Source organism: Lentzea sp. NBRC 102530 (assembly GCF_030269365.1).
In the GTDB taxonomy this organism is placed as follows: Bacteria; Actinomycetota; Actinomycetes; order Mycobacteriales; family Pseudonocardiaceae; genus Lentzea.
This window is the reverse complement of record NZ_BSTF01000002.1, coordinates 519350-536491: the sequence shown is the minus strand read 5'-3', so window position 1 is coordinate 536491 and position 17142 is coordinate 519350. Positions and strand designations below refer to the sequence as shown.

At 72.3% G+C, this 17142-nt stretch carries 11 protein-coding genes; 4 read left to right on the top strand and 7 right to left on the bottom strand.

The features are described 5' to 3' along the window. Positions 1 to 98 precede the first annotated feature (98 nt). From QSK25_RS06000 to QSK25_RS05975, 6 genes are read right to left on the bottom strand one after another with little or no spacing between them, the layout of a single operon-like run. A complete protein-coding gene (locus QSK25_RS06000) occupies positions 99 to 1832 on the bottom strand; it encodes an ABC transporter ATP-binding protein (RefSeq protein ID WP_285634248.1) in 1734 nt (577 codons plus the stop codon). Next, entirely contained in the window at positions 1825 to 3489 is a 1665-nt protein-coding gene (locus QSK25_RS05995; RefSeq protein ID WP_285634245.1) for an ATP-binding cassette domain-containing protein, read from the bottom strand. The genes QSK25_RS06000 and QSK25_RS05995 overlap by 8 nt, the downstream gene beginning before the upstream one ends. Continuing rightward, entirely contained in the window at positions 3486 to 5039 is a 1554-nt protein-coding gene (locus QSK25_RS05990) for an alpha/beta hydrolase family protein (RefSeq protein WP_285634242.1), read from the bottom strand. Before QSK25_RS05990 ends, QSK25_RS05995 begins: the two co-directional genes overlap by 4 nt. Continuing rightward, complete coding sequence (locus QSK25_RS05985) at positions 5036 to 6619, bottom strand: tetratricopeptide repeat protein (RefSeq protein ID WP_285634239.1); 1584 nt, start codon at positions 6617 to 6619, stop codon at positions 5036 to 5038. The genes QSK25_RS05990 and QSK25_RS05985 overlap by 4 nt, the downstream gene beginning before the upstream one ends. Beyond that, on the bottom strand, positions 6616 to 7344 hold the full coding sequence (locus tag QSK25_RS05980) for a GNAT family N-acetyltransferase (RefSeq protein ID WP_285634236.1): 729 nt from the start codon (positions 7342 to 7344) through the stop codon (positions 6616 to 6618). Before QSK25_RS05980 ends, QSK25_RS05985 begins: the two co-directional genes overlap by 4 nt. Next, a complete protein-coding gene (locus tag QSK25_RS05975) occupies positions 7341 to 10082 on the bottom strand; it encodes a class III lanthionine synthetase LanKC N-terminal domain-containing protein (protein WP_285634233.1) in 2742 nt (913 codons plus the stop codon). The genes QSK25_RS05980 and QSK25_RS05975 overlap by 4 nt, the downstream gene beginning before the upstream one ends. Before the next feature lie 470 nt (positions 10083 to 10552). Between QSK25_RS05975 and QSK25_RS05970 the strand changes: the two genes are divergently transcribed. Genes QSK25_RS05970 through QSK25_RS05960 form a run of 3 tightly spaced genes read left to right on the top strand, consistent with a single transcriptional unit; the run spans position 10553 to position 16162 of the window. Further along, positions 10553 to 12955 carry a type 2 lanthipeptide synthetase LanM family protein gene (locus tag QSK25_RS05970; protein ID WP_285634230.1) on the top strand — a complete coding sequence of 801 codons (2403 nt, stop codon included), beginning with the start codon at positions 10553 to 10555 and terminating at the stop codon, positions 12953 to 12955. Positions 12956 to 13012: 57 nt separating this feature from the next. Further along, positions 13013 to 13237, top strand: coding sequence for a hypothetical protein (locus QSK25_RS05965; protein WP_285634219.1), 225 nt, complete (start codon positions 13013 to 13015; stop codon positions 13235 to 13237). Between the two features lie 51 nt (positions 13238 to 13288). Continuing rightward, complete coding sequence (locus QSK25_RS05960; RefSeq protein ID WP_352235709.1) at positions 13289 to 16162, top strand: ATP-binding protein; 2874 nt, start codon at positions 13289 to 13291, stop codon at positions 16160 to 16162. On the opposite strand, the gene QSK25_RS05955 is transcribed toward QSK25_RS05960, so the two are convergent. Next, positions 16159 to 16527, bottom strand: coding sequence for a nitroreductase family deazaflavin-dependent oxidoreductase (locus tag QSK25_RS05955; RefSeq protein WP_285634212.1), 369 nt, complete (start codon positions 16525 to 16527; stop codon positions 16159 to 16161). The two genes, QSK25_RS05960 and QSK25_RS05955, sit on opposite strands and share 4 nt — an antisense overlap. A 63-nt stretch (positions 16528 to 16590) precedes the next feature. Here QSK25_RS05955 and QSK25_RS05950 point away from each other — a divergent pair, with 63 nt between their 5' ends. Further along, complete coding sequence (locus tag QSK25_RS05950) at positions 16591 to 17133, top strand: SMI1/KNR4 family protein (protein ID WP_285634209.1); 543 nt, start codon at positions 16591 to 16593, stop codon at positions 17131 to 17133. Positions 17134 to 17142: the final 9 nt, after the last annotated feature.

Below are 17142 nucleotides of genomic sequence, written 5' to 3'. Positions count from 1 at the left end.
CGGACGCAGGTCCAGGAGGCCGTCCCGCCGAAGAACTCGCGCAACGCGGCCGCCACCTCACCCAGGAGCGCAACCGCAGGACGTCCCTCCTTTGCGGATTAGTCAGCGAAGGCGTCCGCCTGCGACCGGTAGAGCCGCGCGTAGTGCCCGCCCTGGGCCAGGAGCTCCTGGTGCGAACCGAGTTCCGCGACGCCGCCGTGCGCCAGCACCACGATCAGGTCGGCGGACCGGACGGTGGAGAAGCGGTGCGTGACGAGGACGGTGATCATGCCGTGTGCGCAGTCGGTGGCCCTGGTCATGCTGTCGAACAGGGCGTCCTCGGTGAACGCGTCGAGCGAGGCCGTCGGTTCGTCGAAGAAGCGCACCAGCGGCGTGGTCCTCGCGAGGCCGCGGGCGAGCGCGAGGCGTTGCCACTGGCCGGTGGAGAGGTCGGTGCCGCCCCAGGCCGTGCCGAGCTGGGCGTCCTGCGCCAGCACGTCGGCACCGGCTCTGGTGATGGCGTCGCGGACGTGCGCGGGGTCGTCGAGGTGGGGCAGGTCGCCGACCCCGACCGCGTGCTGGACGGTGAACTCGAAACGGGCGAAGTCCTGGAACGCCGCCGCGAGCCGGTGCCTCCACGCGTGCACGTCCAGGTCGGCGATGTCCACGCCGTCGACCGTGATCCTGCCTTCGGTGGGCTCGTACATCCTGGTCAGGAGCTTGACGAGGGTGGTCTTGCCCGCGCCGTTCGCGCCGACGACCGCGAGCGCGCGCCCGGCCGGAATGGTCAGGTCCACGTTGCGCAGCACCCACTTCTGTGTGCCGGGGTAGCGGAACGACACGTTCTCCAGCGTGATGCCGCCGAGGATCTCCCGGGGCGCGGGCAGGGTCCCGGACGCGCTGCGGGCGTGGTCCTGCAGCCAGCGGAAGCGGCGGACGGTGTGCAGGGTGCGGCCGAACCCCGCGACGGCCTGGACCGGCCAGATCACCGCCGTCTGGACCTGCTGGCTGAGGTAGATCGCCAGCACCACGTCGCCGGGGGCGGACCTGCCCTGCAGTGCCTGGTGCAGCACGAAACCGACGGCGGCGACCACGCCGGCGACGTAGAGGACCTGCTGGGCGAGCGAGGCGAGCGCCACCTTGCGTTCGGCGTGCTCGATCGGGCGGCGCTGGGCGGTCCAGAGCGTGCCGATGCGGCGTTCGAGGTCGTCGGCGAGGCCGAACAGCCGCACCTCGACGGCGGCGTCCCGGTCCTGTGCGACGGTGCGCAGGTGGCGGGCGGTGCGGCTGGCCAGCGCCGAGGCGTCCTCCGCCGTGGTGCGCCACCGCTGCTGGGCCTTCGTGATCAGCAGGGCGGGCAACGCCAACAGCACCAGCGCGAGCATCGCCGGGTGGGCGACGACCAGCAGCACCAGCACGGTGAGACCCGCGCAGACCGCTTTGACCGTGACCGCGAGCGCGCTCATCGAGTTGCCGAGCTGACCTTGGCGCTGCCGCAGGAGTTCGAGGTGGTCCTGGTGCTCGGCGCGTTCGAAGTGGTCGAGCGTGGGCAGTTCGGCGCACAGCCGGGCGATCTCGGTGTCGAACGCGTGCGCGACCTTCTCCCCCAGCACCATCCGCCACTGGCTCGCCGACAGGTCGAGCTGCCAGCCGAGCCCGGCGCCGAGGACGAGCGCGGCGACGCCGGTGACGACCTGGCGGGTGTCGTGCTGGAGCAGGCCGTTCGTGAGCATCGCGAGCCACAGCCCGGACATCAGCACGAGGGTGTTGCCGAACGGTTCGGCGATCAGGGCGAGGGTGAGCCGGCGGTCGGCCCGCCAGGCCGTCGCGACGAGCAGGCGGATCTCACGCATGGCCGGCCTCCGCGAACCTCTCCGCCTGCACCGAGTACATGGCGGCGTACTTCCCTTGCAATGCCATGAGTTCGGCGTGCGTGCCGTCCTCGGCGACGCGGCCGTCCGCGATCACGATGATGCGGTCGGCGTGCTTCACGGACGCGAGCCGGTGCGACACGAGGATCGTGGTGGTCTCGCCGGCCAGTTCACTGAAGCGCGCGAAGAGCTCCTCCTCCGCGAGGACGTCGAGGTTCGCGCTGGGTTCGTCCATGACCAGGACCTCCGCGCCGGCGTCGACCGCTCTCAGCGCCCTCGCCAGGGCGACCTTCTGCCACTGGCCGCCGGAGAGGTCGCGGCCCCGGGGGTGCGACGACGACAGGACGGTGGCCCAGCCGTGCGGCAGGTCTTCGAGCAACCCCAGCCCGCCCGCGCGTTCGAGTGCCTGCTCCGCGCCTTCCCCGCCGAACGCGATGTTGTCGCGGAGCGAGAGCTCGAAGCGGGTGAACCGCTGGACGATCGCACTGACCCTGCCGGGCATCGTGATCTCGCCGCTGTCCGGCCGGTGGATGCCCGCGAGCAGGTGGACGAGCGTGCTCTTGCCCGCGCCGTTCTCGCCGACGATCGCCAGCGACTGTCCTTTCGGGACTTCGAGGTCGAGGCCCTTCAGCACCGGCGTCCCGGCGTATCCGAAGTGGACGTTCGTCAGCCGGATGGAGTCGGCCGCGGTGCGCGGCTCCGGCGGTGCGGGAGCGAGGCTTCGGGCGATCGAGCGGGCCAGTTCGGCGACCTTGCGGGCGCGGGCCAGCGGGATCTCGGCACCGAAGACGTACCCGAGTGCGCTCGTGGTGAGCACGGCCTGCGCGTAGACGACGATCTCCGCCGGCGAGGTGGTGGACTGCGCGATCGCGGTGAGGACGACCAGGTGTGCTGCGAGGACGCCGCCGGTCGCGGCGAACACCGTGCGCATGCCGAGCTTGCGGCCCTGCCAGACGACCTCCAGGGCGTTCAGGTAGGCGTCCCGGTAGAGCGGCACGAGCCAGCCGGCGAGCCCGAACACGCGGATCTCCTTGGCGGCGGGGCTGTCCACGGCGAGGCCGCGCAGGTAGCGGGCGCGGCGCAACGCCGTCTCACCTTGCTGGGCGCCGAGGGTCATGCCGTGGTCGAGCCACTTCCGCACGCCGAAGCTCAGGCCGCGCCAGCCGAGGAACATCACGATCGGCGCCCACCAGGCGAACGTCGCCAGCACCACGGCGGCACCGGTACCGGTGGCCCGTTGCCTGAGCAGCTCCTTCAGCGCGCTCGCGGTGCCGACGAAGCCGTCGACGCGCTCGAACTCGGCCAGCGCCCCGAGTTCCCTGGTGGTCCTGTCGGCGACCAGGTGCGCGACATCGGTGCGAAGGGCGGCGTGCGCGACCGTCTCGTGGACGATCCGGGCGAACCCGCCGTCGAGCACGGCGGCCTCGTGGTCGAGGACCGCCGACAACACCGTCCCGGTGAGCAGTGCGGCGCCGAACAGCGCGAGTCCTAGCGTGGCCTGCTCCGGGTCGTCCGGGAGTCCGGCGACGAGCACGCCCGACGCGGCGATGGCGGCGGCCGGGGCGAGGCCCTGCAGGACCGCCAGCACGCAGAAGAGGACGAACCGGCCCCGTCCCGCCTGCCACAGCAACGACTTCACACTGATACCCCCTGCCGCACGAGTTCCTCGAGGTGCGTCACCACGGCGGCGGTCCACGCGGCCATGTCCGCCGGTTCGTGGCCGTTGCCCCGCTGCTCCACGTACCGGGTCGTCTCATGGCGTGCGACGAAGTGCCGCGACTGCTCGACCGGGACCCTGTCGTCGCCCGCGCTGTGCCCGACGATCAGCCTCGGCGCGGTGCACGGGCGGGCGATCGGGCTGCGCCTGGCCAGTTCGTCCCGGTCGTCGGCGAGGGCGCCGAGTTCGGTCGTGAGCCACTGGCGGTGCAGACCCGTCGCGGACTCCAGGAGCTTCTCGACGTCGGTGACCGGGGCCCACACGGCGACGGCGTCCACCAGTGCCGGGTCGGCGGCGAGCAGGGCCAGGTAGGCGCCGTAGCTCTGGCCGTACAGGCAGACCGGGTGATCGCCTTGGAGGTCGCGGAGGCGAGCTGTGACGGCCTTGACGTCGGCACCGCCCCAGTCACCGACGACCTGGTCGCGGAACTCGTCGCCGTAGCCGGAGCTGCCGGGGTAGTTCATGCCGATGACGGTCCAGCCCGCCGCGACCAGGGCCGCGATCACGGGTTCGTGGATCTGCCGGAGCTGGCTGCGCGGGCCGCCGTGCAGGTGCAGGACCGTGCCGCCGTGGCCGTTCTCCGGTTCGTAGACCCATTCCGGGGACTGGGTCGACTCGCGGTGCCACCAGCGGACCGCGATCTCCTCGCGCGGCTGGCCTTCGAGCGGTGTCATCAGTCCACTGCGGACGTTCCAGCGGACGAGCGCGGGCGGTGCGGCCGGTGACTGGTGGTGGCCGAGCAGGTGGCGTTCGTCGGCGGTGAAGGCGAGGTCGGTGGCGATGCCGTGGCCGGGCACGGGGGTGCCGACGACGCGACCGTCCGCGTCGAGCACGCGGTAGACGTACCGGTGGTCGGTCCAGGTGAGCGTGAGGAGCAGCCCGGACGGCGACACGGCGACGGCCTTGCCGCCCGGCTCGTACCAGCGGGTGCGCCCGGTGGCGAGGTCCAGGGTGCCCGGCACGTCCCCGGCGCCCGTCAGCGCGAGGATCGGGCCGTCGCCTGCGGCCGAGACCGCGTCGAGGTCGGTCCGCTCGCCGTCGCGGATCATCGTCACGCCCCGGTCGTGCGTGAAGACGAGGGTGTCGCGGTCCCAGGTGGCCACCGACCGCACGCCTTCGGTGCCCTCGACGAGCCGGTAGGTGCCTTCAGCCGGCCGATGCGTGCACAGCATCGGGCGGCCGGCGCGCACGACGGCGAGCAGTGCTTCCTCGCCGTCGTGGCGGAGGGTGCGTCCGACCACCGGATGCGTCGAGGTCAGCACCCGGTGGCCGGTGTCGAAGAGGCCGAGTTCGCCGCGGCGGCGCAACACGACCAGGTGCGGGGCGGCCCAGCCGGCGAGGTGCCAGTCGCCGGCGGCGATCCAGTGCGTCGTGGCGAGGTCGGCGCTGCCGTCCGGCGCCACCTCGACCACCCCCAGCTCACCGGGCCTGGTCAGGGCGAGCAGGTCGCGGCCGGGTGAGAGCGCGGTCATGCCGCACCGGCCAGCAACCCTCGCAACGCCAGCAGGTCGCCGGCGACGAGGGCGTGCGCGGCACGTTGTTCGAGCAGCGCGGCCGGCTGCTCGCCGAGGTTGCGCATGACGGCGTCGACCACGTCGGGCGCGCCGCGCCGCATCCGGCTGATCCCGGCGAGGTACCAGCGTCCCGCCTCGGCCGTGGCGCCGTCGGCGAGGTGCTGGTCGGCGAGCCGGAAGCACACGGCCGACACGGCCTTCTCGGTGGCCTGACCCGTGTCCTCGGCGCGGTCGGACAGCTCCAGCAGCCGCGTGGCTACGGCCTCCGCCTCCGGCCGTTCCCCCGCCTCCAGCAACACCCGCACGAGGTCGGCGGCGACGTAGGTGGCGTTGGCGACGTCGTCCGCGATCCCCCAGGCCCGCCGGTACAACCCGACGGCCTCCGGTGTGCCCCGGCGCAGCTTCGCGAGGTTGGTGAGCAGCTGCACCTGCTGGTCGGCGACGGTGTCGTGGCCTTCCAGCAAATCCAGCGCTGTGCGCATGGTCGTGACGGCGCCGGTGAGGTCGCGGTCGCGGTAGAGGGCGAGCGCGGCACCGTTGAACGAGGCGGCGACCTGCGCGAGGGGTACGTCGAGCTCCCTGGCGTGCGCGAAGCAGCGCGCCGCCGAAGCCCGTTGCGCCGGGTCGGGGTCCTTGGCGAGCAACTGGCCGAGGCTGTAGGCGAGCATCGCCCGATGGTCCGGCGCGACGTCCCACCTGGCGGCCTGCCTCAGCACGACGTCGGCCAGCGGCCCGGAGACGCGGCGACGATCGGCGACGAGCGCGGCGAGGTAGGCGGCCGCGGCCGTGGCGTGCGGGATCGCGCCGGTCTTGAGCGCGCGCCGGTAGAGGTTGCCCGCGTACCGGCTCAGCACCCTGCCCCGCCCCGCGGCCTCGGCGGCGGCTCCGGCCGTGAACGCCCGCAGCGCCAGCACCGGGTCCGTGATCAACGCCGCCGTCTCCAGGGGCACCCGCGAGGTCGTGGCCACCTCGGCCGCGAGCTCGGGCGTGATCGGCAACGGCCGCGCGACCGGTGCGGCCCAGGTGCGCAGACCGTCCCTTGTGGACGTGACGGCGTGGACGAGCGCCTCGTCCCACCCGTGCTGCGCCTGCCACTGCTGGAACTCCCGCTCCGGCACCGCTCCCCCGGCGAGCTTCAGCATGGCGAGGATCTCGTCACCCTCCACCGGCAGCGCCGCAAGGACGTGCCGGAGCACCGTGACCGACTGCGCTTCCCCGCGCACCAGCCGCATGCGGCACTCCTGCAGGAACCGCACGTCGTCGTGCGTGGGTGCCCCGAACATCTCGACGACGACCGCGCGTTCGCCGCCCTCGGCCAGCCACGACCGCACGGCGCTGACCTCCTTGCGCAGCCGCGCCTCACGGTCGTCGTGGCACCGCAGCAACGCCGTGCTCAGGTCCGTGGTGTCGTCCTCGGGCCTGAGCCACACCGGCCGTCCCGCCGACAGGTAGTACCGCACCTGCCCGTGGCGTGCCCGCAGGTCCGCCAGCACGCCGGGAATCCACGCGGACTCGATCGACAGCACCGTGACGCTCATGCCGTCACCCTGCTCGCCTTGAGCGTCGCGCGGTCCTGCACGAACCCGATCGACCGGTACAGCCGCCGAGCCGTGAAGTTCTCCGCCATGACGTTGAGGCGGCAGTCCGCGTACCCGGCCGACGCGAGCCCGAGCACGGCCCGCACCAGCAACGCCTTGCCGAGCCCGGCGCCCCGCTGTGCCTGCTCGATCGCGAGGTGCCCGATCAACGGCACACCCCGGTCCCGCGTCACGACGACGGCGCCGCGGGTGGTGCCCCCGGCCGTGACGCTGAGGCAGGCCTCCTCGATCATCGGCCCGTACGACCCGGACGCGACCTCTTCGAACACCTGCCGGTCGTGCGCGTCCCCCGCCACCTCACCGAGCGGCTCGATCCGGTAGCCCACCGGCAGCGCCCGTTCGAACGACGCGATCATCTCCACGTCGAGCCGCGACCACATGGGCACGATCCGCCCGCAGTCGGTCCCCCCGACGTCCCAGAACTCGGGGTGCACCACGACGACGTCCCGCATCCCGTGCCCGCGCAGGTGCTCGAGCACGCCCACCAGGTGCCCGACCGTCTCCGGATCGTCGCGCTGCGGCAGGCACTCGGTGACGTACGTGATCCCCGGCGCCGGCCGCACCACGCACTCGAACACCGTCTCGCCGCCCTGCCGGGCGAGGACCTTGCGGTTGCCACCCCAGTCCGCCACCATCTCGTGGACCAGTACGTCGGTGAGGTTCACGGCCGTTCCTCCACTCGCAATGTCAACGGCGACCGGGCGACGTGCCCGGCGAGCCGAAGCCGGAACGCGTGCACACCCGTGTACCCGCGCATGTAGTCGGGCCGGGGCACCCCGAGTCCCTCCGGGGCCCACTTGACCGCGAACCCGTCCCGGAATCGCAACGCGTCCAGCTTGCGTCCGATGTGGACGGCCCCGGCGTGGAACTCCTCGTGCTCGCGCGCGAGATCGAGCAGGAAGTCCCCGTCTCCGGCCAGCCCGTGGCACCGGCAGGTGCTCCCGAACGGCCTGGCCGTGGTGATCGCCCGCCCGGCCCGCACCGCACCGTCCGCGAACTCGGGGTCCTCCGTGTGCTGGGCCAACGCCTGCAACAGGATCCCCACCCCCGCAGCGCCGTTGCACCAGTGCGACCACATGGTGTCGCTGCCGGCTTTGTGCGGCCACGAGATCCCTTGGGCAGCTTCTTGCGCCTTCCCCAGCAACGCCCGCCCGGTCGCCACCGCCAGGTCGACCGCCACCGGATCGTCCACCGCGAGCCCGGCGTGCAGCAGGAAGTACGCCACCCCCGCACTCCCGTGCGCGAACCCGTGGAAAGCCGACCCGTTGGTGGGCCACGCGGGTAGACCGTCCTTCGTGGACACCCCGCCCAGCACCTTGGCGATGACCTTCGTGACGTCCCCGGCCCCTTCCCCGGTGGCCTTGAGCACCGCGACCTTCGCCAACCCGACCCCGGCCCACCCGTGGGTGACGTCCCACCCGGCGACCTCGACGGCGTCGAGCTCCCGCGCGAACCGCACCGCCTCCCGCCGCCACGACTCGGGCTCGTGCCCCGCCGCGGCCAGGTCGGTCATCAGCCACGGCAACGCCCCGAGCCCGAAGTACAGCCCTGGCGGCGTCTGCCCCGGCACGACGGGATTCGTGTCGACGGTCCAGGTGAGGAGCTGGTCGGCGTGCCCGAGCCAGGCCCCGTCGCCGGTGGCCTCGTGGAGGTCGAGGTAGAAACGCGCGATGCCCGCCGTGCCCGCCATGAAGGAGGCGGGGTGCATGGCGCCCGGCGCCCACCGCTGGGGCCACGGCCAGGGGTGCCGGTCCCACTCGGTGAGGCGGACGAGCTCCTCGCCGGCTTCGACCGCTTCCTCGACGGTCGAATCGGCACCGCTCACATCGCCAAGCGCCGGCCCCGCACCCACGACGGCCGAACCGGCACCGCCCACACCGCCCACCGCCGGCCCCACACCCTTGACGGCCGAATCAGCACCGCCCACACCGTCATTCGCCGGCCCCACACCCACGACAGCCGAACCGGCAGGCCTCTCGCGTCCACCGCCCTCAACGCCCATCCCCACCTCGGCACCGCCGAAACTGTCAGACCTGCCTGCGACGATGGGAGTGGGGGCCTCACGCACCCCCCGGAGGGGCCGAAGGTGGATCGATTCCGCATCCACCCCGTCCGGCGCGAACGCCGCCACCACCGCGGGCAGGTGCGCGGCGTAGTCCACGCCAGACCCGAGATGAGGATCGATCCCGGTCAACACGAAGTGGGCGATCGCGGCCAACGCGTACTCGGTGTCCCCAGCCCAAGGCGCATCGGCAGGCACGTACCCGGGCGTGTGCGCGACGAAAGGCGGTTCAGCCGAGTCGACCAGCGCAGCGTGCTCCAGGTCGATCACGTAGAACCGCGACCCGTCCACCATCACGTTGTTCGGCGTCAGATCCAGCAGCCGGACGCCCAACGCCTCGACCGCCGCCACCAGCCCCCGCACCCCGGACACCAGCTCCGTCAACGAACCGAGCGACGCCTCCGACCGGTAGTTCGCGCGCTCCACCGAAGCCCGCAACGTCCGCCCCGGCAGGAACTCCTGCACGAGGTACGCGTTGTCCTCCTGGTGGAAGAACGCCAGCGGCTCCGGCGCGAGACCGGACCCGGACAGCACCCGCAGCAGCTTCCACTCGTTCAGGAGCGCGGTGCGCGAGTCGCGGCCGAGACGGTCGGGGGTGGTGCCGATCCTGGCTTCCTTCAGCACCGCGGGCACCCCCCGGTGCAGCACGCGGAACACCCCGCCCTTCACCGACTGCCGCAACACGCCCTGCACCACGATCTCGCGCCCGAACAGCCCACTCCCCGGGCGTTCCAAGAAAGGCCGCGGTACAGGAGGAACCACGTCGTCGATCCAGTCGGGCGCCGCGACCCCAGGTGCACGCCGGTCTTCCACACGGCGGCCAGACGGGTCCACCAGCACATAGGTGAGGCTCTGCGACACCGGGTCGAACACGCTCTGGCCGACGAACGCTCCGTAGCGCAGGTACACGTTGCTGTGCGGCCGGAAGCGGCGGTCAGAAGGAACAACAGGAGCGTCGAACTCGCTGGTGACCGCGTCCAAAGCAGCACACAGCGGCTCGACGTCGGAAGAAGGAGAGGGGTAGATGGTGATGAACTTGCCCGACTGCGTCAAAGGCGAAGGGGGCGCGCTCAGGTTCATCAGCTTGTCGACAGACCGCGCGGCCTTCCAGCGCAACGACAGCGGGGTGACGACGGCGGCCACCCGGCGCAGGACCTCGGCGGCGTCGGCCGGGGCGGCGCTCACGTGGATCTTCCAGCCCTGCCGGCGGGCCGGGACGTCGGCGACCGGGTCGAAGTGCCACCAGTACGGTTCGGCGCGCACGGTGTAGGTGTCGGCGCAGCGGGCGGCCAGCCGGCCCGCCTCGCGCCGGATCGGGTCCGGGGCCACGCGTCGTCGCATGAGAACTCACCTGCCTGAGAAGGGACTTGCGGTGGGCCGCACGACGGCGGCCCACCGCATCACCGGAGCTCCGGTCAGTTCTGGCTCTGGGTCCAGGAGCAGAGCGTGCAGAGGGAGTTGTCCTCCATCAGCAGCGCGTCGTCCTCGAAGCCCATGGTCAGCAGGTCGGTCGCGTCGACGATCTTCTCCATCGGAATGCACCTCCGTGTAGTGGTTCTGCCTGGTGTTTCAGGCCCCGTTGCGGCCCGAGAGAAATCTCCCGCCCACCAGCGAAAACCTCATCCGTGGCGGTCACCACCATTCGAAAACCACAGCTCGGGACCACCGGGAGCACGGGCACGGCACCCACCGGCTCAAGCGGTCCCCGAGCGGCATGGGTGAGCATGCGTAGTGGCCCGTGCGCAGGTGCGGGGCAATGGTGGTGTTCTCCACGCATGACCCGCCGGTAGCGCCCTGGCACGCTTCGTCTCATGGAGATCGCCTGCCGCGCCACACCCGCTCCCACGGACGTGTTCGCGCACGTCGTGGCCCCGTGGGTGAGCGCGGCGAGCGCCCGTCTGCACGCTTGCCTGGCCTCGCTGCCCGAGCACGCCGTCGACGCGAACGCCCTCGTGGCCGGCACCGCCGCACGCCTGGGCACTAGGCTCGCCCGCATCGCGACGCCGGTCCTCGTGCACGAACTCGCCCAGGCGACGGACCTCCAGGGCGAGGACGAGCACGCACGGTTCCAGGACTTCCTCACCCGGGACCACCTGGCCGGCTACCCCGTGCTCGCAGCAGACCTGGACCGGGAACGCGACACCGCCGTCGAGACCGTCACCGAACTCGCCACCCGCTACGCCGAGGACCAGGACCGGCTGACCGGCACGCTGCTCGACACGAAGTCCCCGCTCGTCGCCGCACACCCCGGCGGTGACCGGCACCGGGGCGGACGGTCCACCACGGTCGTCGAACTCGCCGACGGCCAACGCCTCGTCTACAAGCCGCGCGGCGTGGACGCGCACCTGGCCCTCGCGCACGTCGTCGACCTCGTCAACGACCTCGTCGACCTCGGCCTCGCGACCGTGAAGGCGCTGCCGTCCGGCGGTCACGGCTGGACCGAGCACGTCGAGCCGGCGCCGCTGCCCACCCCGGACGCCACCGCCTACTTCCTGCGCCTCGGCGGCCTGCTCGCCGTGCTGCACATGTTGCGCGCCACCGACATGCACCACCAGAACGTGATCACCCGCGCCGACCAGCCGCTGCTGATCGACGTGGAAACCCTCTTCCAGGCCCAGCTGCCCGGCGAACGGCCCGACCCCGCCGTCGTCGCGCTCGGCCGTTCGGTCGCCCGCACGGGTCTGCTGCCCGCGCTGGCCGGGCGGCACGGGCTGGTCGACATCTCCGGCGCCGGCGGTGACGCGGGCCAGGAAACCTCAAGCACCACAACGGGATGGCTCGACGCCGGCACCGACCGGATGCGTGCCGTGCAGCGACCGGAGATCACGACCGGGGCGGCCAACCGTCCCACCTGGCGGGGTGAGCCGGTCGAGGCCGCCGACCACGCCGACGCGATCACGACCGGGTTCCGCCAGACCTACGACGCGATCTCCCTCCACAGCGCGGAGTTCGCCGCCCTGCTGGCCGGCTGCGCGTCGGTGCCGGTGCGGATCGTGCCGAGGCCGACGGCCCGGTACGCGGACCTCCTCGCCGCCGCGCGCGCCCCGGAGTTCCTGCGGCAGCCGAAGATCCGGCACGACGCGTTCACCACGGCGTGCGCGACCGCCGCCCTCCCGGGGCTGGCCGAACTCGAAGCGGCCGAGCTCGACGCGGGCGACGTCCCGCTCTTCACGACCAGGGCCGACGGCCACGACCTGCACGCCGCCGGCGGAACCCTCGGCGACGTCCTCGCCACGTCCGGCCTGGAGGACGCGCTCGCCTGCCTGGCCGCGTTCGACGAGTTCGACCGGGACGACCAGGAGTGGGTGATCGCCGCATCGCTCGCCACCCGCCGGGTCGCGGTCACCGGTACCGGTCCTGGGCAGGTGCAGCCGCACGCCGTCGGCACCGACGAGGTGCTCTCCGCGGCGTGCGCGATCGCCGACCGGATCGTGACCACCAGCTACGGCACCGACCGCGTCAACTGGATCGGCCTCGAGCCCGTCGGCGACACGCGCTGGCTCGTGCTCCCGATGGGTGCCGGACTCGCACACGGCTACACCGGCGTCGCGCTGTTCCTCGCGCAGCTGGGCCAGATCAGCGAGGTCACCCGCTACACCGACGTCGCCCGCCGCACGCTGAACGCGATCCCCGACCTGCTCGCCGGGTTGAAGGACAACGACGACCTGATCGCCGCGGTCGGCTCCGGCGGCCTCACCGGCTTCGCCGGCATCGGTTACGGGCTCGCCAGGATCGCCAGGCTGACCAACGACGACGAGGTCGCGCGCTGGGCCCGCACGACCGTTCGGTTGGCACGCGCCGCGGCGGAGTTCGAACCGGAACACGGCCTCGCTGCGGCGATGCGCGCACTGGACGCGGAAATCGGCTGCTCCGACGCACGTGAGCTGGCCGACCGCTACCCGGACGGTCCCGCCGGGCCCGTCCAGTGGTGCCAGCACGATGCTTCCAAATGGACGGACGACGACTTGTCCCTGTGCCACGGGGAACTCGGCCATGCGGACGTGTCGGTCAGCGGCTGGTCCGCCGCACGCAGGCACCGCCGTACGGGTGAGGTGCTCGCGACGTTGCGCCGCGACGGTCCCCGCTGCGTCACCCCCGACCGCGTGCCCACCCCGGGACTCCTCACCGGACTCGCCGGGCTCGGGATCGGCCTGCTGCGCCTGGGTTTCCCGGAGCGCGCGCCGTCCGTCCTGCTCCTCGAAGCAGGCAACTGATCTTTTCCCGGGTCACCGGGGAGAGCTGGAAACCGTTACTCACCAACAGGAGAAGCAATGAGACTGCCGGAGACCCACGACCAGTCCGCCTCGGTTCGCGCCACCACCAAGAAGATCGGCATGCGGATCGCCGCACTGACCGGTGTCGTCCTCTCCGCGGGCGTCATCGCCGCAGCTCCCAGCGTTTCCGCGGCCCCGGCCAACGTCGACGTCGTGCTCGACGCCGTCGTGTCCGCCACCGGCGGCGGAAACGGTTCCACGTGTTGCCGCCCGGAAAACTGAAGTCCGGTTTCTGACCGTGTGTCACCCTTTTGTGGCGTGACGTGATTGCATGTGCACGTGGCATTGCGTGCACCAGTCGTCGTCGGTCGTGACCATGAGCTGGGACTGATCAGGACGACGTTGGCGGAAGTCGCTACGGGGAGGGGTCAGGTCGTATTCCTGACCGGTGAAGCCGGGATCGGCAAGTCCCGGCTCGCCTCCGCGGCGACCGACCTCGCCTACCAGAGCGGCATGAGCATCATGCGCGGCCGCGGCAGCGCCATGAGCCGCACGATCCCGTTCCGCTGCCTGAGCGAGGCGTTGCTGTCGCTGCAACGCCTGGGCACCACCGTCGACATCGACGAGCTGGGCCCCTACCGCCCCGCACTCGCCCGCCTCAACCCCGACTGGGGCACCGCGGCCGACGACCCGTCCGGCAGCTCGCTGATCGTGCTCGCCGAGGGCGTGCTGCGCCTGACCGATCTGGTGGGGCGCAACGGAGGCTGCGCCGTCGTCATCGACGACCTGCAGTACGCCGACCCGGACACGTTGGCAGTGCTCGAATACGTCATCGACAACATCTCGCACCAGCCGACGCTGCTGCTCGCCACGATGCGCGACGACGACAGCGCGGCGCTGGAGTTCGCCCGCGCCACCAGCAAGCGCGACTCCGCCACCCTCCTCGAACTGCGCCGCCTGAGACACGAGCAGGTCTCCGCGCTCGCCGGCGCCTGTCTCGAAGGCACGGTCCCCGCGCCCGCACTGGACCTGCTGTGGGCGGGCAGCGGCGGGTTGCCGTTGTTCGTCGAGGAACTGCTCGACGAGATCGTCTCGGACGGACACCTCGTGCGCACCGGCGACGTGTGGAACATGGGCGACGCCGGGGTGCCGCCGTCCGCGTTGGTGCACAGCGTCGCGGGCCGCTTCGGGCGGCTGAACGACCAGGCGCGCGAGTTCGTGTCGGTCGCGGCCGTGATCGGCCTGAGGTTCCCGCTGACGGTCGTCCGCGAGGTCACCGGCCTCGACTACCGGACGTTGCTGCGGTACCTGCAGAGCGAACCGGTCGCGCACCTCATCGGCCCCGACGACCACACGCCGGACTGGTACCTCTTCACGCACGCGCTGGTCGCCGACGCGGTGCTGACCCTCATCCCGGAGGACGTCCAGGCGTCGCTGGCGCGCCGGGCCGCCGACGCCGTCGAGAAGCGCTACCCCGGCGTGCCCGGCGACTGGTGCCACCTCTGCGCGACGCTGCGCGAGGCGGCGGGCCAGACCGCGCAGGCCGGTTCGCTCTACGCCGAGGCGGGACGGCGCGCGCTCGCCCAGGGCGCCGCCCAGTCCGCCGTCACCCTGCTCGACCGGTCCCTGGAACTCGTCGAGGACCCCGTGCAGCGCTTCGAGGCGTTGGAAGCGCAACTGCTCGCCCTCACCGAGGCGGGCCAGGTCGACCGGGCGCTCGCGATGAGCTTCGACAGCTCGGGCCTCGACCGCCCGCATCGCGCCCGTCTGCACACCCAGCTCGCGTGGGCGGCGAACCTGGCGGGCCGCACCTCCGACGGCTTGTCCCAGGTGGAGATCGCCCGCGCCCTGCTCGGCGACGCGGCACCGGAAGACTGCGCACCCGTGGACGTGGTCGCGGCCCACCTGGAACTCGACCGGGCCGAACCGGGCGGCCTCGAACGCGCCGAGGAGATCGCACTCCGCGCCGCCACCGTCGCCGAACGCGTGCCGCTCCCGGTCGTCGCCTGCCAGGCGTGGCAACTGCTCGGCGCGCTCACCCGCCGCCGCGACCCGGCCCGTGCCACCGCCTACCTGGAACGCAGCCGCGCGTTCGCCATCGCCCACGACCTGCCGATCTGGGAGATCCACGCTCTCGTCCGCCTGGGCCTGGACGACGCCCTGCGCTCCGGCGACATCGGCCGCCTCGAACAGGCCCGGGACCTGGCGTCCCGCATCGGCGCCGTGATCGCCCGCTACCAGTCCGAGGTCAACATCGGCCTGCAGCTGGTCCTGCGTGCCGACTTCGCCGCAGCCTCCCTGGTCGTCGACGACGTCTCCTCCGCCGCGAAGCGCCTGGGCCTGCAGGAGATCGGCCAGTTCATGGCCGTGCTGCGCGCCGTGCTGGCGGGCCACCGCGGCGATCGGACAACGTTGACCGAAGCCTGGTCCGTCCTCGTCGAACCGGGCGGCGAACAGCACACCGCCCGCCTGCACGGCCTGGCCGCCACCTTCTGCTCCCTGCTGGAAGAGGACAGACCAAGAGCCCGAGCGGACCTGGCGGCGGCCCTGGAAGCCGAACGAGCCACCCCCACCACCTACCACCTGACCGGCCGCCTGGGCCTCTCGTTGCTGCTGCGCGCCGTGGACGGCGACCTGACCAGAGCCGAGTACGACACCGTCGTCGCCGACCCGGCCGCAGGTCTCCGTTGGGACCAGCACTTCGCCCTGCTCGCCTCCGCCGTCCTCGCGGGCGCCGCGGGCGACCACGACCTCGCCACCGCCCTGGTGACCGAGAGCGGCGACGTGGGTCTGCCCTACCCGATGGCCCGCCACCTGGGCCTCCGACTGGTCAGCGAGGCCGCCGCCCGCGACGGCTGGGGCACCCCGGAGTCGTGGCTGCGCGCCGCCGAACACCACTTCCACGACGCCGGCATCCCGGCCGTGGCAGGCGCCTGCCGCGCCCAGCTGCGCCTCATGGGCGTCCGCGTCACGCAACGCCGCACCGGCGTCGACGAGGTGCCCGACGAACTGCGGCTCGCGGGCGTGACGGTGCGGGAGTACGAAGTGCTGCGACTGCTCGGTGCACGACTCGCGAACAACGAGATCGCGGCGCAGCTGCACCTTTCGCGCCGCACGGTGGAGAAGCACGTGTCGAGCCTGCTGACCAAGACGGGGCTGACCAACAGGCTCGCGCTGGGCAAGCTCGCGACCGAGCATTCGGACTAGACGACGTCCATCCGGAGGAACTCCTTGATGCGCAGCGACTTCGGCGGGCGCTTGACGTCGGGGGCCAGCGCCTCGAACGCCTCGGTCTCGCTCACCACCCGCGGCGCCGTCACCTCGACCTCCTCGCCGGCCACGGTGAGCTTCGCGCGGCCCGCCGCCATCACGTTGCGCACCCAGTCGGAGCGGGACCCGTACACCAGCACCACGAGGTAGCCGCCGTCGACCGGGTGCGCCTCCATCGGGGTGCGGTAGAGCATGCCGGAGCTGCGGCCCACGTGGGTGAGCACCGCCCACCTGCCGCTCCTGAGCGCGTGCGGGTTGAACACGCGCTTGTTGATGTGACCCCACCACCTGGGCATGGGCATGTCTGACTCCTCTCCCGCACCAAGACGCCGCAGGCGCGTGATCTGTTGAAGTAGCGTGCGCGCGTGGAGATCACTGACGACCGCGCCTTCCCCGCCGCGCTGGCCGCTCTCGGCGGCATCGACTTCCCGTGGGAGTACGACGAGAAGGCCGACGAGCCCTCGCCGGGCAACATGGACTACGAGCCTTACCAGGAGTTCGACTCGGCCGAGGAGACCACCGACTGGATCCGGTCGTGGACCGGCAACGACGAGTTGGACGGTGCCGCGTTCCGGGCCTTCGGGCAGGACGGGACGGGTGGGCTGGCCTTGCTCTGGATCGTGCGGGAGGGCCCGTTGGAGGCGCAGCCCGTGGTGTTCTTCGGGTCGGAGGGCGAGGTCGGGCCGGTGGCCACGAGCCTCGGCGAGTTCCTGTGGCTGCTCGCGGGCGGGGTGGGGCCGCAGGAGGCCGTCGAGTTCGGGTTCGACGGCGGGGTGGAGCACGCCGGGTTGCGGGCGGTGGCGGAGAAGTACTCCGGGGTCGCACCGCGCACGCCCGCCGAGGTGCTGGCGGCGGCGCGGGCCGAGTTCCCCGACTTCGCGGAGACGGTGCGGTCCTGGTGCCGGTAGGACCAGCGG